The organism is Bacillus cereus group sp. N8 (assembly GCF_016483685.1).
In the GTDB taxonomy this organism is placed as follows: domain Bacteria; phylum Bacillota; class Bacilli; order Bacillales; family Bacillaceae_G; genus Bacillus_A; species Bacillus_A proteolyticus.
This window is the reverse complement of the sequence record NZ_JAEHBK010000040.1, coordinates 1-26,262: the sequence shown is the minus strand read 5'-3', so window position 1 is coordinate 26,262 and position 26,262 is coordinate 1. Positions and strand designations below refer to the sequence as shown.

Here is a 26,262-nt window from a genome sequence, read left to right as displayed (position 1 = left end):
ATAAACGATAATAAAATACTACGTGAAAAGATCGCATTTTGTATAAAAATATCCCTTAAGTTGATGGGTGTGGGGTAGTGTCACATGCCCATCAACTTAAGAAAACAGATTCACCCCAAAACGAAAAAATGAGCTTAATTCTCATATATAACTGTTAAGAGATAAAATTTTTGTTTTAGTGGTGCTTCAAAATTCAACATAATTTTGATTTTACTTTATTAATTGATGAGGCCCATGGAGTTCTTCCATGGGCTTTTATTTCCGGTATATCAACTTTTTACTATCAAGAGGATAAATAGAAATTTAGAATATAAGTAGTTTACATATTTTCAATGTTTTCCACTAACGTGTATTACCCACTTTTTACTCCTTCAATTAAGTGTTTAATCTTGTTTAAGTGTTCAGAGAAATCATTTTTTCCTAACCAATTTTTATGATATTCAATACTCTCAAAGGTAGTCATCATAATTGCCTTTTTTTATTAATAGAACGATGTCAACGACTGCTAATCCAACCAGGAATACCTTTTCTTAAGTAGTTTTTCAGCTTGGATAGCAACTAATTCATCTAATTTACCTGGTTTGGCAGTAAATACATTAATCCACACTTTGGCTTTACTAGATTTCCTCTAAATAACCTCTTTGAAATAAAAATCGCCTTTCCTACATTGAATAACATAGATATCCGGAAAGTTGATACTGAAATCTAGGGTGTTCATAAATACTTCGTCTATACTTCTAAATCCGTTTTACTTTCATTTTAATGGTGTTTCAAGCCCTTGACTTGATAGTGATGCGTATTCCTGTGAAATCTAATATACAAATAGCATCAATACACTTGTAACAATCCCGACCCAAATGCAGAGAATGAAACAATAACCCATGATATCTTTAATTTTCAATCCCAGCACTCCTAAAAGAGGTAGTGCCCAGAACGGCTGAATCAAATTTGTCCATGCGTCCCCCCAGCCTACCGCCATAGCGATAGTAGCCGGATCTACACCTAACTTCAAGCCTGCCGGGACCTGCAGTGGCCCTTGCAAAGCCCATTGCCCCCCGCCAGATGGCGCTAATAAGTTCACCAATCCCGCTGACCAATATGTAAATATATCAAATGTATCCTTTGACGCAATGGATGCCATCCATTCAATGATTGAGCTTCCCAATCCTGAACTACCTAAAACAGCAATAATCCCCGCATAAAATGGAAACTGTAGGATAATTGGAGAAATGGATTGCGCAGATTCTTTGAATCCTTGTGCAAAGTTGCCAAGAGAACCATGCAGGAGCAAACCAAGTGATAAGAAAAACAAATTAATAATATTTAAATCTAAACTATGACCGTTTATGAATTCATAAACACAATACAACGTGCCGATTGCACCTAATACTATTCCTAGAACCGGTGTCCATTCCAGCTTTTCCGCAGTAGTTAAATTCTTTTGAGGAGGTTTTACAAAAGAATGTGTATCTGTTTCGAGTGCTTTATACCTGATAATCCCGCTTTTTGGAGCCATAAGTACAATAATAATTGGCATCGTGATGAATAGAGTGAAAAAAATAATTAGAGTAGAGTAACCAAAGATTGTTTGTGAGGTAGGAATAATTCCAATCATATCTACAAGAAAATGATCCTTTGTGGCAATTGTCAAGCCAATAGAACTAGAGAGACCAGCGCTATATAAGGCTGTCGGAGCATAAGCAGCTGCTACAAGTAATGGAAAATGTGCATTCGGATTCTTTTTCGCTACTTCCTTCGCAATGATCGCTCCCACAACTACCGCTAATCCCCAATTGATATAGTATGCAATTGCACTGATTAAAAATGTCATCGTATAAGCCTTTTGAGGTGTATCGGCTAACTTTGCAACTGACTGCAAGCCTCTATTAACAAACGGGACAGAAGCTAACGTCATCCCTGTAACCATTAGCAATACCATTTGCATTGTAAACGTTAAATAAGTCCAAAACCCATCCCCCCAGGATTTTACGATTTTGTACGGATTTGAGGGATTCATCAACAAAGCTATTATGAAAGTAAATAAAGTGAGCAGCACAGCAATAACAAAGGCATCCGGGACATATTTCTGAGACCATCTCGAAAATACATTTGCACACCGTGTAAGCAATGATTCTTTCTTTCCTGGATCTGTATTTGTCTCCAATAAGGAATGTTTCATAAATATTCTCCTTTCCAAATTTTCATAAAGTAAATATGAATAACATTCCACAAAAGAAAATAAAATCCTTTTGCACTTGCAAATTCTTCCCCCACTCGACTTAAGGAAACTTTTTATCTTTAGCTGCTATTTCCACCTCATAATTTACTTCTATATTTATACTAGAATAATATAATTTTTATACATTTTTTATACATACCTGTCCTCTAATCTTAAATATTCTTTATGTTTAAATGTAAGTGAAATTATAATTTTCACCCCTTCATCATGACCATAATTATCCAACCTTAATGTTTTCCTTATAATTCTTCAAGTTGTCCCCTAGTTAACTATTAATTTTCAGACTAGTAATATAAATATACAAGGAGGATCGCTGGTTCTGGTGTACACAACGACAGTATTTTTTTGCACCAAAAACTCCTTTTCCATACCGATCCCCCACTTTTTTTAGAATAATACTATCAATATGTCCAAGTTTAAGAGATTACTTGCAATTATCTTGAAGTTTTTGCACCAGAACCAAAAATAAGCCCAAAGAATTAAATAATTCTTTGGGCTTATTTTTAAAGTAATGTGGAAAATGAGGCGCCCACATACATTAACGGCAACGTTTTCTCCTGTAATATTAGGGACAGTTGCATCACTTTATGTTGCCGAAATTAATTGGCTTTTATTTATTGCGATGATGCTTGCATGTTTAGCATTACAAATAGCAACGAATTTATTTAAAGAGTATTATGATTTCAAACGTGGATTAGATACCGCTGATTCTTTTGGTATTGGTGGCGAAATTGTCCGTCATGGTGGGATTTTCATTTTAGAATCTCCTTTATTTATTGGAAAATACTTTAAACTTTCAGGCACAGTAACAGTACTTCAATAATATTTCTTTTAGTTGTATAATTTTTATATAACTAAAATTGTTTATGTATCTATTTGTTTGCACCTGTTCTAAGTTCCCATTAGTTCTTCGTCAAGCTTCCCTAAAAATTGTCGTATCTATAGGGAAGCATGTAGATTCTTGATATAAATATAAGTGTGGCTATAATAAATTTTTGAAGGAGATTCGAAATGGAAAAGACAAGTGACATATTATTATCTAAAATAGATACCTTAAATGATGAAGATCAAAAGGTATTAAAGAAACTTATTAGTAAATTGAAGTCGTTCGCTCATGCTCCACTAAATAGAAAACATTGTTTACGTATGACGCAGTTTATTGAATCTCAAGAGGTAACACGACTTGTAGCAGATGTAATACAAACATATGAATTAAAACTGATGCCGAATAGTAGTTTTAATTCGTATGACGTTATCGGATATTATTATGGTATTTCATTACTTACATGTTGTGTTGTATTTGAGAAAGGTGATTTTAATAAAGCATACGCTGTATTAGAGAATGGGGTCATTAAAGAAAATGCGAAGAATGCTCTTGTAGCTAAACGTGGCGGTGAGAATTACTATATTATGGCACGTATACTTAATATTTTTAAAACGGATAAAGAGAGTATAGATATATTGTATACAAAACTATCAAATTATAACATACATTAACATTTCTCTACTCCAATGAATCAAAAAAAGAATCTACTTTTAAACAGATCTTTTTTGATTCATTTATTTAATCGCTGTAAACTGCAGTTCCATACTTAAAATATGGAGCATAAGCGCTAATGACTTCATTTCTACAGCATTTTTAATAATTAAATAATCTGGCCCAGACCAACCTCACCAATAACCCGGCTGGCGATGACTTTAATCCTGCCTAATCTCCATTCATACATCCATAAATTACACTACCCCCACTTTCACTTCGTTTAGAAGAGGGGGTAGCGTAATATGCCCCTCAAGCTAAGATTTTGAGAACCCCCTTAACAAAAATTTCACCTTTTACAGCTATTTAAGGGTATTAGGGGCACTTTTTCCTTTTGGGGGAACAATTAATTTCTTAACTTGACAGTGATGTATGATGACCCCTATTAGGAAGAACGAAAAATTTTTTTCAGGGTAAAAATCAAGATTACAGCCAAATTTTTGCTAATTGAGAAACTCCTTCTATTATCTTTTTTTCACATAAATTACCCAATCCAAGTTGAATATGGGGATATCGTGGTATGTAGTTCGAGAAATATTTTGAACAAGGATAAACTACAATTCCGTGTTCATATGCCCTTTCAATTAGCATTTTTTCACTCATTTCTGTTTTCACTTCAATAATAACGAAAATTCCGGAGTTACCACCTTTTATTTCAACATGATTCTTAAAATTTTTTAATAATTCCCTATTCAATAGATTCATTTTACGTTTATACAAAGCTTTCATCTTCCTTAAGTGTGAGTACCAATATCCTTCATTCATAAAGGTCGCCAGTGTTCGCTGATGAATAGATGAGGATGTTTGCTCCAGCAAAGGGAGTATCTTTTTATATGCACTTGTTAGCCTCCTAGGCAAAACCATATAACTGACACGGATAGAGGGTAGCAGTGCTTTTGAAAAAGTTCCTAAATAAACCACCCTATCATTAGAATCTAAACTTTGAAGCGATGGTATAGGTTGATGGATGTATCGAAATTCACTATCATAATCATCCTCAATAATATATCCGTCCACCCTTTTTGCCCATTGAATTAACTTTAATCTTTCATTGACGGGGATAGTCACTCCATATGGAAAGTGATGAGTAGGAGTGACATATAAAAGTCTGGAAGGCGATGTTAAAAGGAGATCGACTTGGATGCCTTGTTCTTTTACCGGGATTGGATCAATAATAAATGATTGAAGAACAAAAAGTTCCCTTGCCACATTATATCCAGGGTCTTCTACTGCCAGATAATGATAGTCTTGCTTTAGCAACAGCGACAAAAGTAATAACAAGTGCTGTGTGCTACTGCCAATAATAATTTGTTCTGCAGAAGTATTAACTCCTCTTGATTGAAACAAGTAATCTGTTAGTACCTTCCTTAATTCAATGTCGCCTTGTTTTTCTCCGTATGAAAACATGCTAGAGTCTTTAATGACTTTGTTTGTAAGCATTCTCCATTTTTTCAAAGGGAAGTTTTCTTGATCCACTGTCCCAATCTTAAAGTCAATAGTTTCCGTGGCAGTGCGATTTGTTTCATGATGCTGTTCTCTAATGGGTTCATAATTAAGTGTCTCATCCGATATGGTAGCCGCTACAAAAAATCCCTTTTTGTTCTCACTTCGAATATATCCTTCCGATTGCAGTTGTTCATAGGCTACTTGTGTTGTGTTTCTGCTGACCTCTAATTGGATAGCAAGTTGTCTAATCGATGGCAATTTTGTACCCTTTTCTAATTTACCAGATAAAATCTGAGTACGTATGTATTGATAAACTTGTTGGTACATAGGAGTGTTACTTTCTCGATTGATATTAAATATTAGTTCATTCATCATTGTAATACCTCATCTGTCATTTGTATTTATTGTAAACTGTACCTTTTAGAAATGACAGTATAAATGCATAATGAATTTAGAAAAATATTTATTTGGGAGAAAACTTATGACAATATTTATGTACATATTTTGTTTAATTGTATGGGGACTCAACTTTATTGCAGTAAAAATCCAAGGAACTCCTGTCAGCTTAGAATTATCCTTAACTTATCGTCTAGTTATGACAGCCTTTTTATTTTTGATTCTTGTTTGGTTCCTTCGACCAAGAGGGATGCCAACAAGAAAAGATATCCCATTTGTAATAGTTTTTGGTGTATGTAACTTTGCATTAAGCTATTTATGCCTTTATTACGCCACAATTTTGAGTTCTGCCGCAATCGTAACATTGGTTTTTTCATTAAAAGTGATTTTGACCCCGATTACCCTTCGGATTTTTTTAAAAGAAGAGTTACATTCACGCGTTTTGGTTGGGGGGATTTTTGGTGTATTAGGCGTATGTATTCTCATCTATCCGAATTTGAACAACTTTCAAGGGTCCAATGACATAAAAGGAATTATGTTTGCGATCTTAGGTACGCTTGTTACAGCAATAGGTGATGCCTGCTCGGCACGAAATGCAAGTCACAAGGTGAATCCTATCTATGCAAATGCCATTGGATTTACAGTGGGCAGTTTATTGATGGGAGTAATTGTATTATTTCAAGGACAAGAATTTATATTTCCAACATCGTTTTCATATTTATTTGTGTTGCTATATTTAACTTTCGTTGCTTCATTTGTAGCATGGTTATTCTATTTAAAGCTTGTAGAAAAAATTGGAGGAACTCGAAGTGGCTATATGGTTGCACTTTTCCCGGTAATTGGAGGAATCGCTTCCGTTTTAATCGGTGAGTCCGACTCATCATTGTATTTGTTTGCTGGTTGTTTTTCTAGTTGTATTGGCGCTGCTATCGCATTGGGGTTTAGAACTCGGAAGCAAGTTACGAAGTTTGCTCTAAAAAGAGTTAATTAAGAAGGAATAAGTGTTGTGAACTTGAAAATAGAGCTCATTTATTTGGTATGCAAATCTTGAAAGAACATACACTGAATCTTTAGAAAAAGAAAAAATCTCACCTGAAATTAAACTTATATAACCTTAGCTTGATGGGCATGCGGTAGCACCAACAAAACGCGGATTTCGTACGTTATCAAGACCTAAATTAAAAAAAGATTAATAAATTAAAGGGCATAACATATTAGTCATATATAATATGTTACGCCCTTTGTTATTCGACAAACGCACCCGATAGTATCATAAAATACTAAGCCTATTACTACAAGTCGGAGGGTAACATTCCATATACAATACTATCTGTCCATTCATTTTTATTCCAAAAATCTTGTATGAAATGGGCTTCCTTTCTCATGCCTATTCGTTCACACAATTTTTGTGAAGCTGTATTACGTGCATCAAGATTAGCTTGTATACGATGTACATTTAATTCATTAAATAATTTAAATACCAAACTACTTACTGCTTCTGTTGCCAAACCTCTCCCAGTTACTTCATTTGAAAAACTATAACCAATCTCAACAGTGTCTTTCATATCTGTGTACCATACGGATAAATCACCAACTACTTTAGTCTTGTATATAACTGCCAAACTTAATAGTGATTCTTTAGTGAGTACATTGTTTGCTAGCTTCTTATTAAATCTTTTCTGCATATCTTCGTGAGTCCACTTATTATGTAATAGGAACTTACATGTATCATCATTATTATAAATAGCAAATACATCCTGTAAATCAGTACTCTTAAAAGGTCTAATTATTAATCTTTCGGTTGTGATTTCCAAGTTAGCTCTCCTCCCTTACATTCATACTACAAAACATTTTTTTATAGTATTTAAACCTCCTTCTTAGATTTTATCTTGATTACATTTTTCATCATAGAAAATTAAAATCCTTCTTTTACTAAACTGCATCGTTAGCTGCAAAAAAAAAAGAGCTACAATCGCAGCTCTTAAATTACTATTGCATCAGTTAGTTGAATAACAAATAACATTATCTAATATAGTTTCTCCACTATCTTTTTTATATAAATTATAGCTAACAGGTAGACGGCCAATTATATACTTATTATAAAAAAATCCGACAATATCATCCCTCCCTAATCCTATCGAAACACTCCAGACAAAAATAATCTGAAATATAAAATAAACAACAATACCACATAAGAAAAAAATAGGGTTGATTTAAAAAATAGCTTTAAAGGTATCCTGCCCAAAAACATTCCCTCCCATTTCACCTCGGGATAGCAAGAACAAAACATGAATTTTGTACGCTAAGGAACCGAATTTTTTAGATTGTTGAAATCAATCCCCCGTCAGTGCCATAAGAAAAAGAGTTACCGCAGTAACCCTATTGCTTATAATACACGTCATTGTGAGAAGCTATGGATGAATAAAGTCAATCTATGAAATTTCCCACAATCTTTTAACCTCCACCAATTCCTGTCCATTGAATTCCATTCTATATATATCTGGTTTTGATGTCTGTAGTAAAAAATTCAAATCATACTTACTGTCATAATACCCCATCATCAAAGTCATAACAGCTCCATGAGTGCCTAATACTACTTTCTGTCCTCGATAGGTGTTTAATAATTCTTTTAAGACTTTTATAGCACGTTTCTGACAGTCGACATTAGACTCTCCTCCCATTAAAGCAAAGTCGGGGTCTAAGAATGACTTTTTTATCAAAGGGAATAATTCTTTATCCGACATTCGTTCCTCTTCAGCAATAAAGATTCTCTCTTTTAAGTCCTCAAATACTAAAACTTCTTGTCCTATTTGCTTCGCTAACTGCTGAACAGTTAGAATTGAACGATTGTATGGACTTGAGATAACTACGTCGATTCCCTCATCTTGTAATGCATCTGTTATTCGTTGAACATCTAATTTTCCTTTTTCAGTTAATCCTCTCGTTTGTTCTTTACCAGATTTTGGCGAATCCCCATGTCTCACCATATATATGAAAGTTTTCATAATTACCTCCAACTTTTTAAGTTTCTTTATTCCATATATAGCTTATATTAATTTAAAAAAACTTTCCCGATGACCATAACTAATACTCACTATAAAGCCTTCTACATGCGATATCTTAAATACGTTTCTTTACAATTCCGTGAACGAAAATGTATTATGTAATAAAATAATAGAACACGTAAAAAAGAGTGCTAAAACAGACGCGTTCTGTTCTAGTTCTTTTTTCATTTTTTAATTAATAATTCGTTTGCATATTCACGAGCCCAACGATCGGCGTCTATTACTGTTTCTAAATCTGGATTTGCAATGCTATGATGAGCTTCAAGAGTGGAATAAATTGTCTTTTCAATATCAAAAAATGAAATTTCATTTTGTAAATATAGCGCATTTGCAATTTCATTCGCTGCATTTAATACAGCTGGTGTTGTACCACCAATTTTTCCTGATTCATACGCATAATGTAAGCAAGGGAATTTTTTGAAATTTGGTTTTTCAAAGTTTAGGCTAGCTATCTCTAGTAGGTTTAATTTTTTATAGTTTGATTGTAATCTAGTTGGATAATGGAATGCATATTGAATCGGCATTCTCATGTCAGGGGCACCGAGCTGTGCCATGATAGAGCCGTCTATAAATTCAACTAAAGAATGAATAACACTTTCTTTATGAATTAAAACATCAATTTTCTCATAAGGGATATCAAATAACCAACGTGCTTCCATGACTTCAAAGCCTTTGTTCATTAATGTAGCTGAATCAATGGTTAGTTTTGCTCCCATTAACCAGTTTGGATGCTTTAAGGCATCTTTAGCTTGTAAGATTTCCATTTCTTCGCGCATTTTATCTTGAAATGCACCGCCGGAAGCAGTAACAATAAGCCTCTCGATTTCTTGAGTATTTTCCCCATTTAAACATTGAAAAATGGCAGAGTGTTCACTGTCTACTGGAATTAAGCGGCAGCCGTTTTGTTTCGCTAAATCTGTCACAATATGCCCTGCCGCAACTAATGTTTCTTTGTTAGCAATTGCTATATCTTTTTTCGCTTTTAATGCTTTAATTGTTGGAAGGAGACCAGCGACACCGACAACTGAAGATAATACAAGATTAGAATCAGGGTGAGTTGCAACTTCAATTAATCCATCTGTTCCATTTGTGACTTTTGTGTCCGTAGGAATTCGCTTCCGAAGAGCATCTGCTAATTCTTTTGTACTTACACTTACAATTCGAGGGTGAAATGTATATATTTGTTTTTCGAGAAGGTCAATATTGTGATTTGCTGTTAAACCAATAATTTTAAAATGTTCCGGATGAGAAGTGACTACATCTAATGCAGACGTACCAACTGAACCGGTTGAACCAAGAATTGAAATATATTTTACCATAATAATTCCTCCAAAGTTGTATAATCCCCTTTTACAAATCTATCCTACGATTCTATAGAAAGAATAGCGTATTTTTCATTTTAAGTATTATATTATGATGACATTTTATTCAATCTTTCCTGAGACTGACTATTAGTTCTAACGAACAAGCCATTATATAGGAAAAATGTCCCTATTATTACAATGATACTAATGTAAACAGACATCATCGTAGGAACCAATAATGCACCGACGATAATAGTCATTCTTGCAATTAGATCCGCACCAATATCTGATAGACCCGCAAAAGCTGAATACGATCCTCTTTTATCAGCCGGAATCATATTAGCTTGTTCTGCATTTCTGATTGGGGAGTAGACAAGTTCACCAACAGTGGAAATAAAATTAAAAATAATCAGTACGTACCAAGTGTTTGCAGATGTTACTGTCACATAGCCTACACCATAGAGCACAAGACCTAAAAGTAACGCTTTTTTTCCACTTAGATGATCTGTAAATTTATTTACAATAAACGTTAAACATACTACTAAAAGCATATTTTGTATGTTAAGAATACTTAGCATCCTCACTCCTACTATTTCAAAGTTCCCAATGCTTATTGGATTGAATGTTTCTGAAAGTCGTACACCAATATAACTGTTTAAAGAAAACTCTGCCGCAAATATGCAGGTAGACCCTATTACAACTCTTAAAAATGCCCTATCTCGAATAGCAACTTTATAGTTTTGAATTAGATCAAGTACTATATTTCCCTTCCTTTTTTCTAAGCACTCTTTAACTTCTGCAACTAACCAAATTTTATAAGCAATCGGTAATGTAGCAGAAACAAAAGTCAGTAATATAAACAACTCTTTTTGGTGATTAATGTATAAAAAGCCACCTAATGCTGCACCAATTGCCATAGAAAGATTCATAAGCCAATAGTCAATTGTATAAACAGCTTTTCGATTTTCTGGTGTAGTTGAGTCTATGATGATAGCTTGCATGGATGGGCGCCCAAGACTGCTAGTTATTATAAAACCTACATAAGCGATTGCAAATACCCAAATCATCTTATCTGTAGGATATAAGCTTAAAGTCATGAATAAAAACATCAAAGTACTAGAAAAAGAAGTTAACAATAAGATTTTCTTTCGTTGAAAGCGATCTGAAATGTAACCTCCAATTAAATTTGAAAAAAAACTTAAAATAACTGTTAAGATTAAAAATAACCCGGCCCATACTTTATTTATTTCTTGAGCAAAAAACAATGCCATGAAAGGCATTACTGCTGATGTAACAGCACGATTAAAAAACGATGTAATTAAGCGTACTTTTATATTTTGCTCAAAGTCTTTCCAATTCATCGTATCTCCTCCCTTTGTCTAATGTTATATTAAACTAGACTTATCAAACTAAAAATGGACATATTAAGAAAAACATGTCCACTTATAAAAGGAGATAGGAAAATGGATAAAAATTTACTGAATCTATGGCAATCATTTTCTTCAGGAAATATAAAAATACAAGACCTAGCAGATTTTTTAAATTTAAGTACAAAGCAAACAGTACGTTACTTACATAAATGGATGGATGAAGGTTGGCTGACTTTCATTTCTGGAAAAGGTAGAGGAAATTCCTCCTCTCTCCAATGGTTGAAAAATATAGAACAAATCTATGAGTCACAAGTAATGGAATTTATGGATCAACAACCTGTTGAAAAAAGTAGTAAATATTTACTATATAATTGGTCTCCAAACAGTAAACTACGCTTGATGACTAAGTTTCATTCAAAATTTGGCTATATACATAATTCGGATGATAAATTAATTATTCCAAGAAGAAAGCCCTTTTTAACAACACACCCGCTAGAGGCTACCGATGTACATAGTGCACATATTGTCGCGAACGTTTTCAATCGACTTGTTTATATGGATGAAAAGGGGAACATATTCCCTGAAATAGTTCACAGTTGGGATTTAACTCAATCTAAGCTTAGACTATATTTAAAAAAGTCTATAAAATTTCATGATGGATCCATCTTAACAGCGGCTGACGTGAAACTATGTCTCTCAAAACTACGTAGTCATAAATACTATAAAGACTTATGGGCACCCATAGACAAAATAGAGATTGTATCACCATTAATTATTGATATACATTATCCAGATAGTTGTAGTTATTGTTTACAAATGTTATGCATGATAAATACAAGCATTTATAAAGAAAATAACGGCCAAATCATAGGAACCGGTGGTTTTTATATAGGGGAGAATAACCTGGAGAAAACATCATTGATAGCATTTCATGATTATTTTCAAGAAAGACCATTGCTAGATACAGTAGAATTCATTCAGGTCCCTCTAGAATTTGATACTATTTATCAATCTTCCAAACACCATAAATGTAATTCTACCTTTCAAGTAGAAAGGAATTCAGGTTTCGGTGTTATAATTATGAATGCTTGGCGTAATTCCTCAATTCAACACATAGATGTTCGTAATTACTTACATTCTATTATCGCTAACAATATGAATCATATTCATGAATATGACTCTCAAAAAATCTCAAATATTAAAAGCTGTTTGAAAGACATAGATCATCAAGTCAATATTCCAAAAAGAAAACGTCCCGAATTTAAAGAACCACTTATTATAAAAGCTACTCAGTATACAGAAGCGACAACAAAATGGTTAATGAATATCTTAGAAAAAGAAAATATACCTTTTCAAGTTAAATGGGTTCCATTTGAAAACTATCTTAGGGATGAAAAACTTAATGAACAAGTCGATCTCTTTATTCATGGTGAAGTATTCGAGATGAATCAAGAGATATCGTTTTATTATTTTTTAACAGCTAGATATTCACCATTGGCTAAGGTTTTAAAAACAAATAAATCACTAAGAAACCACCTTTCTAAATACAAACATACACATTTTGAGGAGTGGGCTTCATTAAATAAGAATCTTGAAAAAGAACTGATAGAATCCTCTATTATGATTCCCTTATACTATGATACACGTCAAATTCCTTTTTCATCAGATTTAACGAATATTAAGATGAAATATTTTGGATATGTGGATTTTTCTCAACTTTGGATAAGACCTTTAATTTAAAATTCACAAGAAACCTAATCCACTTGTAATAATTATCACCCTATTTAATTTCCCTGATGCCAAAGGTGAATTTTTTAGGAGTACGGATTCATCGCTATCAGGTCAACTAAATTGGTATTTTAGAGTCATCAACTTAAACAATAAATAACACCATCTCCAGTTTTCAATATTTTGAAGGACTCACAAAACAAAATTATTATCTCTCCACAGTTATCTATGAGAGGTTAGCTCGTTTTTTCGTTTTGGGGAACCATCGATTTCTAAGCTTGATGACGATGTGGCGAGACTTATTAATATAACACCAATTTATCAGTAGTCGTATCTAGAAACCTAAAAAAGTCCATTTAGAAGATCTAAAGGGACTTTTCACTCATATAATCCTATCTATAGTTAAACAAATAAGATTGAATAAATTCAAAGGCCTTTGGACCGATACCCTGTTAACATAATATTTGTACTGTTCTCTTATATCAATGCCTGCGCATGAGAATTTACCTGAAATATATACCAAAATTCTTTTAAGGAATACAAATGTGTTAATCCTTTCCGAGCATGAATTCGAACAGGTACTCCATGCAATGTATCATGAAAATATAAAGGATCATCACTTGGCTCATTTGGAAAACCAAGTGTAAATAAATACAGCGACATAAAACCACTTTGGCCCTAAATCACCTTCTTGTATAATTAGTTGCATGAAACTTTCTCCTAAAAGAAGGTTTATTTTTCGAATATTCAGTTGACGATTATGACATATCCACTTTACAATTTAATGGTGATGATTTTCTCACAATTAAACTACTTAGAATCTACTTTACATATGTAAAAACAATTAAAAATAGGGGTGTTAAAATGAAGAACCGAGTAAATGCAGATTTATTACCAGGTTTAGAAAAGTTTCCTGATCTCGATTTACGCCCAGAGAACATACAAACAATCAGAGAAGGAATATCGCAAATGAGACCACCTACTGTTGTTGATGAATCCCTTTCATTAACAGATGAAGTCATTGTTGGACCTGACGCTAATCCATTACCATTAAGAATTTATCGTCCTAAATTAAATAATGGATCCTTACCTGTCCTGTTATGGATACATGGTGGTGGTTATATCTTAGGGTCTATAGATGATAATGATGATACTTGTATGAGGTTTGCAAAAGAAGCTGGCTGTGTGGTCGTGTCTGTAGACTACCGTTTAGCTCCAGAGCATCCTTATCCAGCACCAATTGAGGATTGTTATGCAGCATTAAAATGGATTGCTGATAACGCAGAGCCATTAAACATTGATTCGAATCGAATTGGTGTTGCAGGAGCGAGCGCTGGCGGTGGACTAACAGCAGCATTGACATTATTAGCTCGCGATCGAAAATATCCTTCTATTTGTTTTCAAATGCCACTTTATCCAATGATTGATGACCGAAATAATACACCTTCTACGAATGAAATTAAAGAAGGATTTGTTTGGAATCAAAAGACAAATGAAGCTGGCTGGAAAATGTATTTAGGAGAAATATTTGGGACGGATAATATTCCTGCCTATGCAGCCCCTGCTCGAGCAGAGGATTATAGTAATCTGCCATACACCTACACGTTTGTTGGTCAATTAGATCCATTCCGCAGCGAAACATTAACCTATGTAACCAAACTTGCGCAAGCTGGTGTTGATGTCGAATTTCATTTATATCCTAGGTCCTATCACTGGTTCGAAGGATTAAATCCAAATGCCGAAGTATCTATTTATGCTGTGAATGAAATGATACAAGCAGTAAAGACTGGTTTCGAAAGAGTAGCTAAGGTAGAGGCTTAATCTCTTTACATATTCTATTATCTTAACAACAAACACACTCTCTTATTAAAAAGAGAGTGTGTTTGTTGTTGTACATTTTTTAGTGCTTTCATTCCGTTTTATTTAAAGTTGCGGAATTGAAATAAGATGTTTAGACGATATGTTTACTTCCTCTGCAAGTTCTTTGATTTTCATCATAATTTGATTCATTTCTTCTGTTGTCGTCCTTGGGTTGATGGAACAAAGTCGAATTACCATTTTTTCTTTTAATTTGGTCGTACTTAGCATAGCGAATCCTCTATGATTAATCTCTTCCACCAGTTTTTTGTTTATTTCATGAATTGTATCTGTAGATGTTAGTCCACAAGGAATATAACGAAAAGTAACAATCCCTAACTGGGCAGGTGTTACCACTTCCCAATCTTTTTCTTTCCTTAAAAACTCTTCAACTTGTTCAGCTAACATAATGCCATGATCAATTGCCTCGCGAAAAGCTGTGACTCCAAATACTTTAAAAGAAAGCCATACCTTTAATGCCCTAAATCTACGAGAAAGTTCAATTCCACGCTCCCCCAAATTCACTTTTTCTTCTATATTAGTTTCCGTATCCTTAATATACTCTGGGATCATACGGAACGTTTTGCTTAAGTATTGGCTGTTTCGAATGAGTACACAACCAACATCATAAGGTTGAAAAAGCCATTTGTGCGGGTCTAACGTCAAAGAATCGACACGATGAATTCCTCTTAACAACTCACTTCCTTTTTCACTGAGAATTGCTGCAGCCCCATAAGCCCCATCCGCGTGCAGCCATACATCTTCATCATTACAGAGATCCGCCAATTCATTGAGGGAATCAACCGCTCCGCAATTAGTTGTCCCTGCATTAGCAATAACACAGAATGGTTTTTTCCCTTTTAATCGATCTTCTTTTATTTGCTTTTTTAAAGTACTAACTGAAATTCTTAAATCTTCATCTGTTTCAATTCGGCAAATTTGATGATGTTTAAACCCTAATACTTTAAGTGCTCGATCTACAGAAAAATGAGTTTGGTTAGAGAAATACACAACTGCATTTTCTATGTCATTATTCAGCTTGACCTGTCTCGCTACAGTAAGTGCAGTCAAATTAGCCATGGAACCTCCACTTACAAATATCCCTTCGGCTGAATCAGGGAATCCTAGCATTGATTTTAACCAGTTGATTGTCGTTAATTCGATTTGTTCAGCACCAGCACCTACTATCCAAGCTGTAGGAAATACATTGAACCCACTTGCTAAAAAATCTGCTACTACACCAACATAATTATTAGGACCGGGCACAAAAGCCATAAAATGAGGATGATCCACATGAGTAATTTGATTAAACACATTGCTATTAAGAAAATTAAGTAATTCTTTCGGGTTGGATCCGTTTTCTGGAATTGTTTCAGTTAGCTTGTCTCTAAAAATATTAATATCAATCGTTTCAGATACTGGTTTACTTTTTAAATGATTCATATGATCAACAATCAAATCAACCGCTTGATATCCTAACTGACGCATCTCTTCGGCTGATAACTGCAGGTTTTTCGTCATTTTGTTTACTCCTATTCTATTTAAAAAGGCGAGTTCTTACTCGCCTTTTCATTTTTTATAATTTGTAATCACCGATTGCCTGTGTTGGATTTTGCAGAATTATGTTGATTAACTGATGGATATGATTCAATATTCCCTGTATTTTCTCCGCTTCATATACAGTTTGATCATATCCAAACTTTATTGTAAGTTGCTCTTCAGGGAAGCACATAATTCCATACTTTACATGTGGCTCATCAACGACTTGGTAATCTGTGATGGCAAAATTTCTGTTTTCATTTGAAGAAAAAATAGCCTGGTTAGTTGGATAGTTTTCAAAAACCCAAAGATGGTCGGTAAGCTGATTCATCATTTCACTTTGTTTTTGTATCTCAACAAATGAATAGTATGCATACTCATTACATTTCAATGTTTCTAGTTGTACTTTTTGCATAAAGTCCACAAAAGATTGCGTTTCTGTCCATGCTAGTCGGATAGGCAAAACATTTGTGAACAGACCAAACATATTTTCAATTCCTTCTACTTCGTGAGGTCTGACAGATACTAGATTAGGTAATACTACTTCTCTCATTCCGTTGTATTTGCCAAGCAATATTCCCCATACAGCTAGTAATGCCGAATTCATAGTTGTATTGTTTTTATTCACAAATGTCTGTAACTGATTAGTCAAACCCTTATCTAATGTTAAATCCATAAATGTGAAATTTAAGCCTTCACTTTGAGTTGGTAATTTCTTTTTAGGAATACTAATTTTTTGATTGTATCCTGATAAATAATCCCGCCAAAAATGACGTGCTTTTTCATGATCTTGTGCTAAAGTCCAGTCTATGAATGTTTCAAAAGGTTTTACCATAGGTAACTCCACTGTAGTTCCCGCATTTATTGTTTCGTAGAGTTGGAATAATTCGTCTATCAAAATGCTGACGCTCCAACCATCACATAATAGATGATGGGAACTCCAAACCACCTTATGCTCGTCATTCCCTAGTTGGAATATACAGAGACGGGTCATTAGTTCATCGGTTTTGAATCCTCGACTTAAATTTTCATTTATCCACTGGTCTAGGAATTCTTGCTGCTCTTGTTTCGTCATCTCGATCAAGCTTTTTGTCTCTGAAATCATTTGAACATCATGTAGAACAGCTTGCCAAGGTTGTGCTTGTTCATCTTGCACAATAATCGTTCTTAAAGAATCATGACGATTAACTAATTGTTGGAAACACTGAATAAAGAGATCAATATCCAGCTCCCCCTTTAGTGTCCAAATTGTTTGTTCAAAATATGCATTTGTATCAGGTTCAGTGGCAGCATGTTCATAAATAACTTCCTGGAAAGGTGCCAATGGGTAAATTCGTTCTATTTTTATACCCGGTATTTTTTCTTGTATTTTGGTAAGTGTATGCTGATTAAGTTGTTTATCTTTAACCTTTAGTAATGTAACTTTATTTTCGTTCAATTTCTTTACATCATTTGTTTGTGAACTTGAAAGATGGTCTAGCTTTTTAACAAATTGAACCATGTCTCCTAATACAGGAAATGAAAATAGATTTTTTGGCTCTAGCTCAAATCCTTGTCTATACAGTCTGACGGAAACTTGAATCGCTTTTATCGAATCTCCACCTAAGGCAAAGAAATGATCATTTACTCCAATCCGATCTACTTTGAGTACTTCTTGCCAAACATTAGTTAATATTTTTTCCATTTCAGTTTTTGGAGCAATAAATACTTCATTTTTTTGTTTCTCCGGAGCAGGGAGCGCTTTTCTATCTAATTTCCCGTTTGGAGTCAAGGGCAGTTGTTCCAAATAAACAAAATAAGAAGGAATCATGTAATCTGGCAAGTAGTCTCGCAAATGCTTTCGTAGTTCTGTTGTACTAATATTTTGCTCAGTTACCACATATGCGACTAAAAATTTTATTCCATTCTCATCTGTCTGATCAATCACTACAGCATGTTCGACTTGTTTGTAAGTGAGAAGACAATGGGCGATTTCTTCTAACTCTACTCGATATCCTTGAATTTTGACTTGATGATCTTGGCGTCCTAAAAATTCAATATACCCTTCAGGATGCATTTTGCCACAGTCTCCTGTCTTGTAAATAAGACCAAAATCTGGATGTGACACAAATGCTTCATTCGTTTTCTGTTCATCATTTAAATATCCTTTAGCAAGGCCCACTCCCCCAATATATAAATCCCCAATTACACCAACAGGGCACATTTTCTTTTCATAGTTCAACACATAATACGTTTGGTTTGCCAAAGGCATCCCATATGGAATACTATTCCATTGTGATTCCACCTGTTTGACAGGATAATAAATTGACCAAATCGATGCTTCTGTTGCTCCTCCTAGTGAAACTACTTCCGCAATCGGAAAATGTCGTTTTATTTTTTCTGGTAAAGAGAGTGGAATCCAATCTCCACTATGTAAAACTAAACGCAAGGAAGAATGTTCAAAATGAGAACCTACTTGCTCCAATGCCAAATCCATGATTGCAGGTACTGTATTCCAAATTGTAATTCCTCTACGTTCGACGGTACGGATTAATTCTTGCATGTCTCTTGGATCACGAATCATTACCAACATTGCACCTGTGCTTAACGTTCCGAAAATATCGTATACAGATAGGTCAAAACACATGGAAGAGATACCAATAATACGATCATCTTCATTTACCTGATATTTTTGATTAATATCTTGAATGGTATTTGCAACCGCTTGGTGAGTAATAATTACTCCTTTTGGCTTTCCTGTACTTCCTGAAGTGTAGATAATATAGGCAAGATCTTCCGGACCAGCAATGGCAGGAATATCTACTGTTGTATATAATGACAAGTGATTTTCTTCATAAAGACTAGGTTCTAATAAAAGTTTACATGAGCTATTTTCTAAAATATATGTTTGGCGATCTAAAGGATGGTCGGGATCAATCGGTACATAAGCGGCACCTGCTTTTAAAATCCCTATCATATTAGCAATTGTGTTAACTCGTCTCTGCGCCAAAATCCCAACTTTGTCACCTAGACCAATTCCTTGTTTTTGCAAGTAGTGCGCAACTTGATTGGAGCGCTTATGAAGCTCCGAGTAAGTTAACCATTCTTGTTCAAAGACCACTGCTACTTCATCTGGTGTACGCTTTACTTGGTCTGTAAATAATTGATACAGAGTAGTTGAAGGTATTTTTTCTGTTGTCTGATTGTATTGCTCAATTAAAGTTTGATCCGATTCTTTCATTTGCAAAGAGGTTACGTCACTTTGTTTCACCAATTGTTCCAACAAGTCAACAAATTGGGAAAACATTGCTTCTATTACATCAACATCAAACAATTCTTCTACATAGTTCCAGCTAATTAATAACTCTCCATTTTTTTCAATTACCACATTATCCAAATACACTTGTGGAGTCCGAGCATGAATATGGCGAAGAGAACCAAGTTGTTCCCAAGCAAAAGCACCCGCACCTGCTAGCATCGAGGTGAAAACAATTGGCATAACTGCTTTTGGCGTCATTTGGTGATATCGAGTGAAATCTCGAATAAAGTTAACTCCATCGTAATGCCGATGTTCAAGGCCATCTAATAAAGTAGATTGCGTTTGTTTTACTCTAGTAAAAAAAGATTGCTCTGGTTTTACATCAACATCCAACAAGATGAGCGAAGTGAAATCTCCCACAATCTGCTCTACTTCTTCATGAACAGGATAACGGTTAAATACAGTCAAGTTAATAGCCAATTTACGTTGGTTACTCCAATATGCCAACACATCTCCATATATCGTACATAGTAGAGCGGAAGGAGTTACTTCTTTCTCTTGTGCTAACTTCCGTAACTTTGTCCATTTTTCATTGTCCAGGATCTTAGTAAGTGATTGGAATTTAGGAGTAGCAATCTCTGCCGGATCCTTTTTTAATAGCAAAGAAGGTGCGAACGGAAAGTCAGGAAGCTTACTTGTCCAATAATCTATTGCTGTTTTATATTCTTTGCTTTGCTCCATTTCATCATAGATAAACATGTAATCTTGAAAATCAAAAGATAGAGATTCTAATCTTTCCTCTGGTTTGTAATAATAATGAAACAAATCATGTCCAACGATGTTCATGCTTGCTCCGTCCATTAACAAAGCATCGTATCGAAAACATAACAAATACGTGTCTTCTTTTAAAAGAAAGGCTTTTAATTCAAACAAAGGCCATTGCCCCAAAGGGAATACATGGTTAGTCATTCGAGAGCGTTCTTCTTGCAAGTGAGCGTTTTGTTCCCCATCATCTAAATCAATGAGACTTTCTATTTCAATCTCGTAATCAGGAACGCTTTGTAAGATTTGTTGTTTTCCCTCTGGCAAGATCATAGCTCGTAACATTGGATGACGATGAATTACCTTTTGAAAACTTTTCGAAAGACGATTGATATCCAATTTTGTTTCATATTCAAAATAAGTTTGAGGTGAAATACCACTTAATTCAAACTGTGAATTCCGTCCTAACATGTAAGCTGTTTGAACCTCTGTTAAGGGAAATGGCTTAGACAAATCTTTAACGCGAGTTGGTATATTTTCAAAGTTTTCCTCTGTATGCTCTACCTCTACACAAGAACTAAGCTGAGCAATCGTAGGATGTTTGAAAAAATCTGTTGTACTTATTTTCAAACAGTCTTTTCTTAATAAATTAATTATCTGTAGTGCCTTAATCGATTCTCCTTTTAAAGCAAAAAAATTATCATGAATACCGATTCCCTCAATCTCTATAACTTTTTCCCATGCATGCACCAATTTTTGTTCAATTTCATTGCGCGGGGCAACGTATGGAATTGATAAATACTCCGTTTGCGTTATATCCAATAATCTTTTCCGATCTACTTTCCCATTTGGATTCAACGGAACCTCTTCCACCTGAATCATTTTTTCAGGAATCATAAACTCAGGTAATTTATTGCTTAAATATTTTCTAAGCTCACCAAAAGGGACCTTATTATCCGATACATAGTAAGCGGCTAATAATTTCCTGTTTCCATATACCTGATCAACAACGATAGCTTGGTTTATCTCTGGATATTCCCTTAACTGAGTTTCGATTTCTCTTAATTCAATCCGATACCCTCGAATTTTCACTTGATGATCCATTCGACCTAGATATTCAAATTCGCCATTAGGCAACCAACGAACGAGATCACCCGTATGATACATCATTTCTCCTGTCGCAAAAGGATTCGGTACAAATTTTTCATCTGTCAGTTTAGGTTTACCAAGATACCCTCGGGCTACCGCAACGCCAGCAATGCAGAGCTCACCCGGTATCCCAAATGGCTTTAATTGACCATACTTATTCAATATATAGGAACGATAATTTGGATTGGGATTTCCAATCGTCACTTCTTTGGCAGAGCTCAAATCTTTTACTGCTGCACAAATGGTCGTTTCTGTAGGACCATAGATATTTAAAATTGTCGCTTCACTGATACATCGAATTTTCCCTACCAAATCAATGGAAAACGCTTCTCCTGCTAACAAAATGGATTTTAAATCTTTTAGAAAATTTGCCCCTTCTGGATCACTCAAAATCACTTCCATTCGCGATGGCGTTGATTCCCATAAATCCACTTTATGTTCTTTGACCAAATGAGCCAATTCTTTTGTTGCAAACTGGTCCTCTGTAGCAATGACTACTTTCGAACCTTGCGTTAAAGGCAGACATATTTCTAACAAGGAAATATCAAAAGAAATACTAGCAAGAAACAAGAACGACTGATTATCTTTTACTTTGTCTCTCATAACACTTAAAAAATGGACAAGAGATTTCTGTTCCACCATTACGCCTTTTGGATTACCTGTTGATCCTGATGTGTAAATAACATAAGCTAAATCATTAGGATCACTTTCTCGAACTAAATTGCATTCTTCACCTTGGAAGTGATGTTCTTCATCAAGATATAGCACTTCACCAGCAAATTGCGGTAATTCTACCTCTGTTCGCTTGCTCAGTAAACATTTTGCTTGACTATCTTGTAACATATATTCAATTCGTTCACTTGGATAGTGAGGGTCGATTGGTAGATAAGCTGCCCCTGATTTTAAAATTCCCATCATGCCAATGATCATTTCCAATGACCGATCTACCATAACCCCAATAATACTTTCTTTCGATACACCTTTACTTTGAAGAATAGAAGCCAATTGATGTGCTTTCTTATTCAATTCTCTATATGTCAAAGATTGATCATTACAAACAACAGCAATTTGATCTGGGGTTTTTAACACTTGCTCTTCAAATAAATCTTGAAATGTTTGAGACAAGTCTATGCCCGTCTGACCTTGATTCAATTCTTCTAGCAACTCTTTCTCTTCTTCTGAAATAATACAAATATCTTTCACCGCCAGATTCGGATTTTTTGATACTTGCTTTAGAACATAAAGATAAGAATTTGCAAACTGTTGCAAAGAAGAGAATGAATGAGACTTGAAAGAGATTTGAAATTCAAATTCATTATGTATTTCATTCCATTTTCTCCGTATCCAGATGGATAAATTATTCTCTGCATATTCTTCTAGCGAATTTTTATTATGCAATCCTTCCATCCCAATAACGATTTGAAAAGGAGTTAAATGGTGTTTTGCTAATAATTCAGAGAGTGGATAACTCTGATTGTCATACCCAAATAAAGTCGTTTGTTCAACTTGATCTACCACTTGCTTAAAAGAGTGATTCGGTTGGATTTCACTTCCTATAGGAAGAAAATTATTATGATTTTTCCTTTGTTCATCATTTTTTCCAATTACAGGAACCCCAATTGTAATCCTTTCTTGATCTGTATAATGTGCCAAGCAAACCCTTAAAGTTGTCTGTAACCAGCTAAATAAAAGTATATCCTGAGACTTACTTTCTTTTTGTATAATTTGACTAAGCTCTGAATCCATAATGACTTGAATATGGTCGCACGGATTGTCTTTATTCAATTGATAACCACTATTAAATAAAGAAAAATCGAGAACCTCGGAAGATAATTGCTCCTTCCAAAACGTTTCTATCCTTTTATTCTCATGAATTGAAGTTCGATCTTTAATGTGCATTTTTATCTTTAGCCCCCTAATATTCATTTCATCTATTCGTTAACTTTTAAGCCAACTTCAAGCCCATGGAGAAATACTTGATGGTTATCTAAACTTAAAAAGCGCTGAATCTCTTCAAATTTCATATGACCAACGGAACAAACTCCTAAATTTAATGTCTCAGCTACCATATTTAAGGTAGCAGTGATGATGCCTGACTCAATACAAGCAAATAAATATCCATCTGAACCGTATTTCGGTATGGAAGCGCTCGCATTATATACTAAATAAACTGAAAAGGCAGACTGAGTAAATAACTCCTGGTTAATTAACTCATGATCACTTTTGATTACTTGATCAATATTGTTTACAATCACAAGACTATTCTTTGATGGGTTAAAATAATAAAAACCAGCTTTCATACCTTCTATACGTTTTGGTTTTATATAAACAAAGATATCAATAGGATAGAGCCCGCCTGCACTTGCGTAATGATAGTTTATTTTTTCTTCTTTAACCTGTTTTAGAGTGGATATGAATTGGGAAAATTCTGAAAAACTAATATGTTTTTTCATATCAAATTGGCGACAAGACCTACGCTCCTTGATTATAGTGGGTAACTCATTTGTTGTTTCAAGTTGAATTTCGGCTGACCGCGCAGCATGGTGCGTTCGATTTAATTGTTCACTAATATACTTATCTAAGTCCTCTTTAGAAAAGCGAATCTTATTGCTATATGGATTCGGAAAAATTTTTTCTTGTGTGGAAAATACTTCTCTTGGATGTAATATGTTACTTACTAACACACGATTTTTGATCATAAGTTCTATTATTTTTTGTGTCTCTTCTTCATTTCCTAACGAAAAACGATCTACTAGCTCGTTAATCGTCACACCTTTTTGAGTCAAAAAATAAAACTCAGGAAACCACTCAGATAAAACGCCTGTAAATCTCGTTTCTCCTATCAAAACTTCATTATGCAACTTCTCCCAATGCTTAATAGGAGACCAGTAATAAATTTGCTCGCTCATATTCCCCTCCATAAATGATTAACTTATTTTACTTCCAATCCACAAAATTTTAGATTGTATTTCTTGTCCCATAGCAACTATGAATGCATGTACTTCAAGACCGCCTGAGGATAATAAAATAACTTTTTTTCTTTAAAATCTTTTATTTCATCATAAAACACTATTTTTTATTGAGCATTTCACATCCTTTTCCTGAGTAATCCCATAAAATATAAACCTTTTAAAACATTGGGAATATTCATGTATTTTCAATGTGAAATTATTGTAATGGATTGGAAAGCAGATGAATATAGTTATTAAACAAAATAATATTGAGAAAGTTTTATTTGTTATAGCAATAAAGCTTTAAAATGAGATTTATTACATATAAATTAAGAGGTTCTGTTGCAAATTTTTCTAAATGAGACTACACTCTACAAAAAGAGTAAGGCGAAACACAAGTGCGATGAAAACAGTTCAAGAAAGATATTATTTTGGTAGCCGTCGGCTACTACTGTCGTTTTTCTTTAAGTTATCGTGATGTCTCTGAAATTTTAAAAGAACGTGATTATCAGGCTGCTTATAGATTTATGAAAAGATTAGTGAAAACATTTGGCGAACCAACGGCTCTAATAACAGACAAAGCGCCGGCATTACTTTGCGCATTTAAGAAATTAAGAAAACAAGGTTTTTATTCAAATAAAACGCATTGTACAATCAAACATTTGAACAATCTCATCGAACAGGATCATAGGCATGTCAAGAGGCGTTTTGCCAAATCCGCAGGATTTCAAAACCTTCGGCATGCTTCACGTACGATAAAAGGAATCGAAACCATTCATGCTCTATATAAAAGAAACCGAAGTCTTGGCTCAGACTTCGGTTTTTCAGCGTATAATGAATTACACAAATTATTAATCACTGCCTAAATGGTTCCACCATTTATCAACACCTGTTTATGCTGTTGAAACTTTGCAACAGAACCCTTTTCACTCATATGATCCTATCTATAGTTAAACAAATAAGATTGAATAAATTTAATTTTTCTTGTTTTATCTAATAAATTGTTTAGGCATTTCTTTAACGTGCTTATCATCATCACGCCAATCATAGGTTTCTTTCTGTGAAATATCTAAAGTTTGATCTCCAATTCTAACAATATTCTTATTTACCCATTGAATATATGGATCCGTATCTGGATAGTTCCAATATATATTTTTCTCTGAATCTGTATCAAGGTTAACTAATTCACCCCTAACAGCATCCGCACTTAATGATCCTGCATTATGAAAATAAGTCTTAATGAGATATTTTCCATCTGGAGATTTCACTGTTCGGATTAATTCACCTTTTGGAACACCTTGCAAACTAAAAAATTTCCAATATCCAAATCCAATTATAATTACTAACATAGTAAGTATAGTTATTAATACTTTTCTTTTTGTTTTTTTAATTTTAACTTTTGGATTTATAATACTCACTCATTCAACTCCGGTCCATAGAATACAAACCATATTATACCATTAAATAAATGGTATAATATATCCAAAAATAAAAATCCTAACTTAATAGTTTTTATAAAAAGGGCATATTTCACATACTTCTCGATATAGGAAGTAACCATTCTATCCTTTTAACTGTTGTTAACAGTACAAATTAATTTTTCTAATACTTGAGCTACACCATCTTTATCATTGGTATCGGTAATAAAATATGCAGCATCCTTCAATTTAGGTATTGCATT

At 34.1% G+C, this 26,262-nt stretch carries 16 protein-coding genes and 3 pseudogenes; 6 read left to right on the top strand and 13 right to left on the bottom strand.

What is annotated here, in order from left to right; all coding sequences use genetic code 11:
- Window positions 1–811: 811 nt before the first annotated feature.
- Entirely contained in the window at window positions 812–2,179 is a 1,368-nt protein-coding gene (locus JDS80_RS27235; RefSeq protein ID WP_199640463.1) for a short-chain fatty acid transporter, read from the bottom strand.
- A gap of 571 nt (window positions 2,180–2,750) precedes the next feature.
- Here JDS80_RS27235 and JDS80_RS27230 point away from each other — a divergent pair.
- Window positions 2,751–2,984, top strand: a pseudogene (locus tag JDS80_RS27230) (1,4-dihydroxy-2-naphthoate polyprenyltransferase); the annotation flags it as partial.
- A gap of 266 nt (window positions 2,985–3,250) precedes the next feature.
- A complete protein-coding gene (locus tag JDS80_RS27225; protein WP_199640462.1) occupies window positions 3,251–3,736 on the top strand; it encodes a hypothetical protein in 486 nt (161 codons plus the stop codon).
- 466 nt (window positions 3,737–4,202) lie between these two features.
- On the opposite strand, the gene pdxR is transcribed toward JDS80_RS27225, so the two are convergent.
- Entirely contained in the window at window positions 4,203–5,597 is a 1,395-nt protein-coding gene (gene pdxR / locus JDS80_RS27220; protein WP_242477440.1) for a MocR-like pyridoxine biosynthesis transcription factor PdxR, read from the bottom strand.
- 106 nt (window positions 5,598–5,703) lie between these two features.
- Between pdxR and JDS80_RS27215 the strand changes: the two genes are divergently transcribed.
- Window positions 5,704–6,609, top strand: coding sequence for a DMT family transporter (locus JDS80_RS27215; protein WP_199640461.1), 906 nt, complete (start codon window positions 5,704–5,706; stop codon window positions 6,607–6,609).
- Between the two features lie 301 nt (window positions 6,610–6,910).
- Here the strand turns inward: JDS80_RS27215 and JDS80_RS27210 are convergent, their stop codons facing one another.
- From JDS80_RS27210 to JDS80_RS27190, 5 genes and pseudogenes are all read right to left on the bottom strand, one after another.
- On the bottom strand, window positions 6,911–7,432 hold the full coding sequence (locus JDS80_RS27210; RefSeq protein WP_199640460.1) for a GNAT family N-acetyltransferase: 522 nt from the start codon (window positions 7,430–7,432) through the stop codon (window positions 6,911–6,913).
- A gap of 195 nt (window positions 7,433–7,627) precedes the next feature.
- Window positions 7,628–7,863 (bottom strand): annotated as a pseudogene (locus JDS80_RS27205) (hypothetical protein); the annotation flags it as partial.
- A 187-nt stretch (window positions 7,864–8,050) separates the two neighbouring features.
- Entirely contained in the window at window positions 8,051–8,623 is a 573-nt protein-coding gene (locus JDS80_RS27200) for a histidine phosphatase family protein (protein WP_199640459.1), read from the bottom strand.
- Between the two features lie 224 nt (window positions 8,624–8,847).
- Window positions 8,848–10,002 carry a 1-deoxy-D-xylulose-5-phosphate reductoisomerase gene (locus JDS80_RS27195; protein ID WP_199640458.1) on the bottom strand — a complete coding sequence of 385 codons (1,155 nt, stop codon included), beginning with the start codon at window positions 10,000–10,002 and terminating at the stop codon, window positions 8,848–8,850.
- A 92-nt stretch (window positions 10,003–10,094) separates the two neighbouring features.
- Window positions 10,095–11,348: an MDR family MFS transporter gene (locus JDS80_RS27190; protein ID WP_199640457.1), complete on the bottom strand. Its 1,254-nt coding sequence runs from the start codon at window positions 11,346–11,348 to the stop codon at window positions 10,095–10,097.
- A gap of 102 nt (window positions 11,349–11,450) precedes the next feature.
- On the opposite strand from JDS80_RS27190, the gene JDS80_RS27185 reads away from it, so the two are divergent.
- Window positions 11,451–13,097: an ABC transporter substrate-binding protein gene (locus tag JDS80_RS27185; protein ID WP_199640456.1), complete on the top strand. Its 1,647-nt coding sequence runs from the start codon at window positions 11,451–11,453 to the stop codon at window positions 13,095–13,097.
- Window positions 13,098–13,562: 465 nt separating this feature from the next.
- Here JDS80_RS27185 and JDS80_RS27180 read toward each other — a convergent pair.
- Window positions 13,563–13,748: pseudogene (locus tag JDS80_RS27180) on the bottom strand (hypothetical protein); the annotation flags it as partial.
- A gap of 201 nt (window positions 13,749–13,949) precedes the next feature.
- Between JDS80_RS27180 and JDS80_RS27175 the strand changes: the two are divergent.
- On the top strand, window positions 13,950–14,906 hold the full coding sequence (locus tag JDS80_RS27175) for an alpha/beta hydrolase (RefSeq protein WP_199640455.1): 957 nt from the start codon (window positions 13,950–13,952) through the stop codon (window positions 14,904–14,906).
- Window positions 14,907–15,008: 102 nt separating this feature from the next.
- Here the strand turns inward: JDS80_RS27175 and JDS80_RS27170 are convergent, their stop codons facing one another.
- Genes JDS80_RS27170 through JDS80_RS27160 form a run of 3 tightly spaced genes read right to left on the bottom strand, consistent with a single transcriptional unit; the run spans window position 15,009 to window position 24,539 of the window.
- Window positions 15,009–16,463 carry a pyridoxal phosphate-dependent decarboxylase family protein gene (locus JDS80_RS27170; protein WP_199640454.1) on the bottom strand — a complete coding sequence of 485 codons (1,455 nt, stop codon included), beginning with the start codon at window positions 16,461–16,463 and terminating at the stop codon, window positions 15,009–15,011.
- Between the two features lie 55 nt (window positions 16,464–16,518).
- On the bottom strand, window positions 16,519–23,529 hold the full coding sequence (locus tag JDS80_RS27165) for a non-ribosomal peptide synthetase (protein ID WP_199640453.1): 7,011 nt from the start codon (window positions 23,527–23,529) through the stop codon (window positions 16,519–16,521).
- Between the two features lie 32 nt (window positions 23,530–23,561).
- Window positions 23,562–24,539, bottom strand: a complete 978-nt coding sequence (locus JDS80_RS27160) for a SagB/ThcOx family dehydrogenase (RefSeq protein WP_071748172.1) — start codon at window positions 24,537–24,539, stop codon at window positions 23,562–23,564.
- A gap of 467 nt (window positions 24,540–25,006) precedes the next feature.
- Between JDS80_RS27160 and JDS80_RS27155 the strand changes: the two genes are divergently transcribed.
- Entirely contained in the window at window positions 25,007–25,447 is a 441-nt protein-coding gene (locus JDS80_RS27155; protein ID WP_098890231.1) for a DDE-type integrase/transposase/recombinase, read from the top strand.
- 123 nt (window positions 25,448–25,570) lie between these two features.
- Here the strand turns inward: JDS80_RS27155 and JDS80_RS27150 are convergent, their stop codons facing one another.
- Window positions 25,571–25,999, bottom strand: coding sequence for a DUF5412 domain-containing protein (locus JDS80_RS27150; RefSeq protein ID WP_071770644.1), 429 nt, complete (start codon window positions 25,997–25,999; stop codon window positions 25,571–25,573).
- A gap of 152 nt (window positions 26,000–26,151) precedes the next feature.
- On the bottom strand, window positions 26,152–26,256 hold the full coding sequence (locus tag JDS80_RS27145) for a hypothetical protein (protein WP_346011391.1): 105 nt from the start codon (window positions 26,254–26,256) through the stop codon (window positions 26,152–26,154).
- Window positions 26,257–26,262 lie beyond the last annotated feature (6 nt).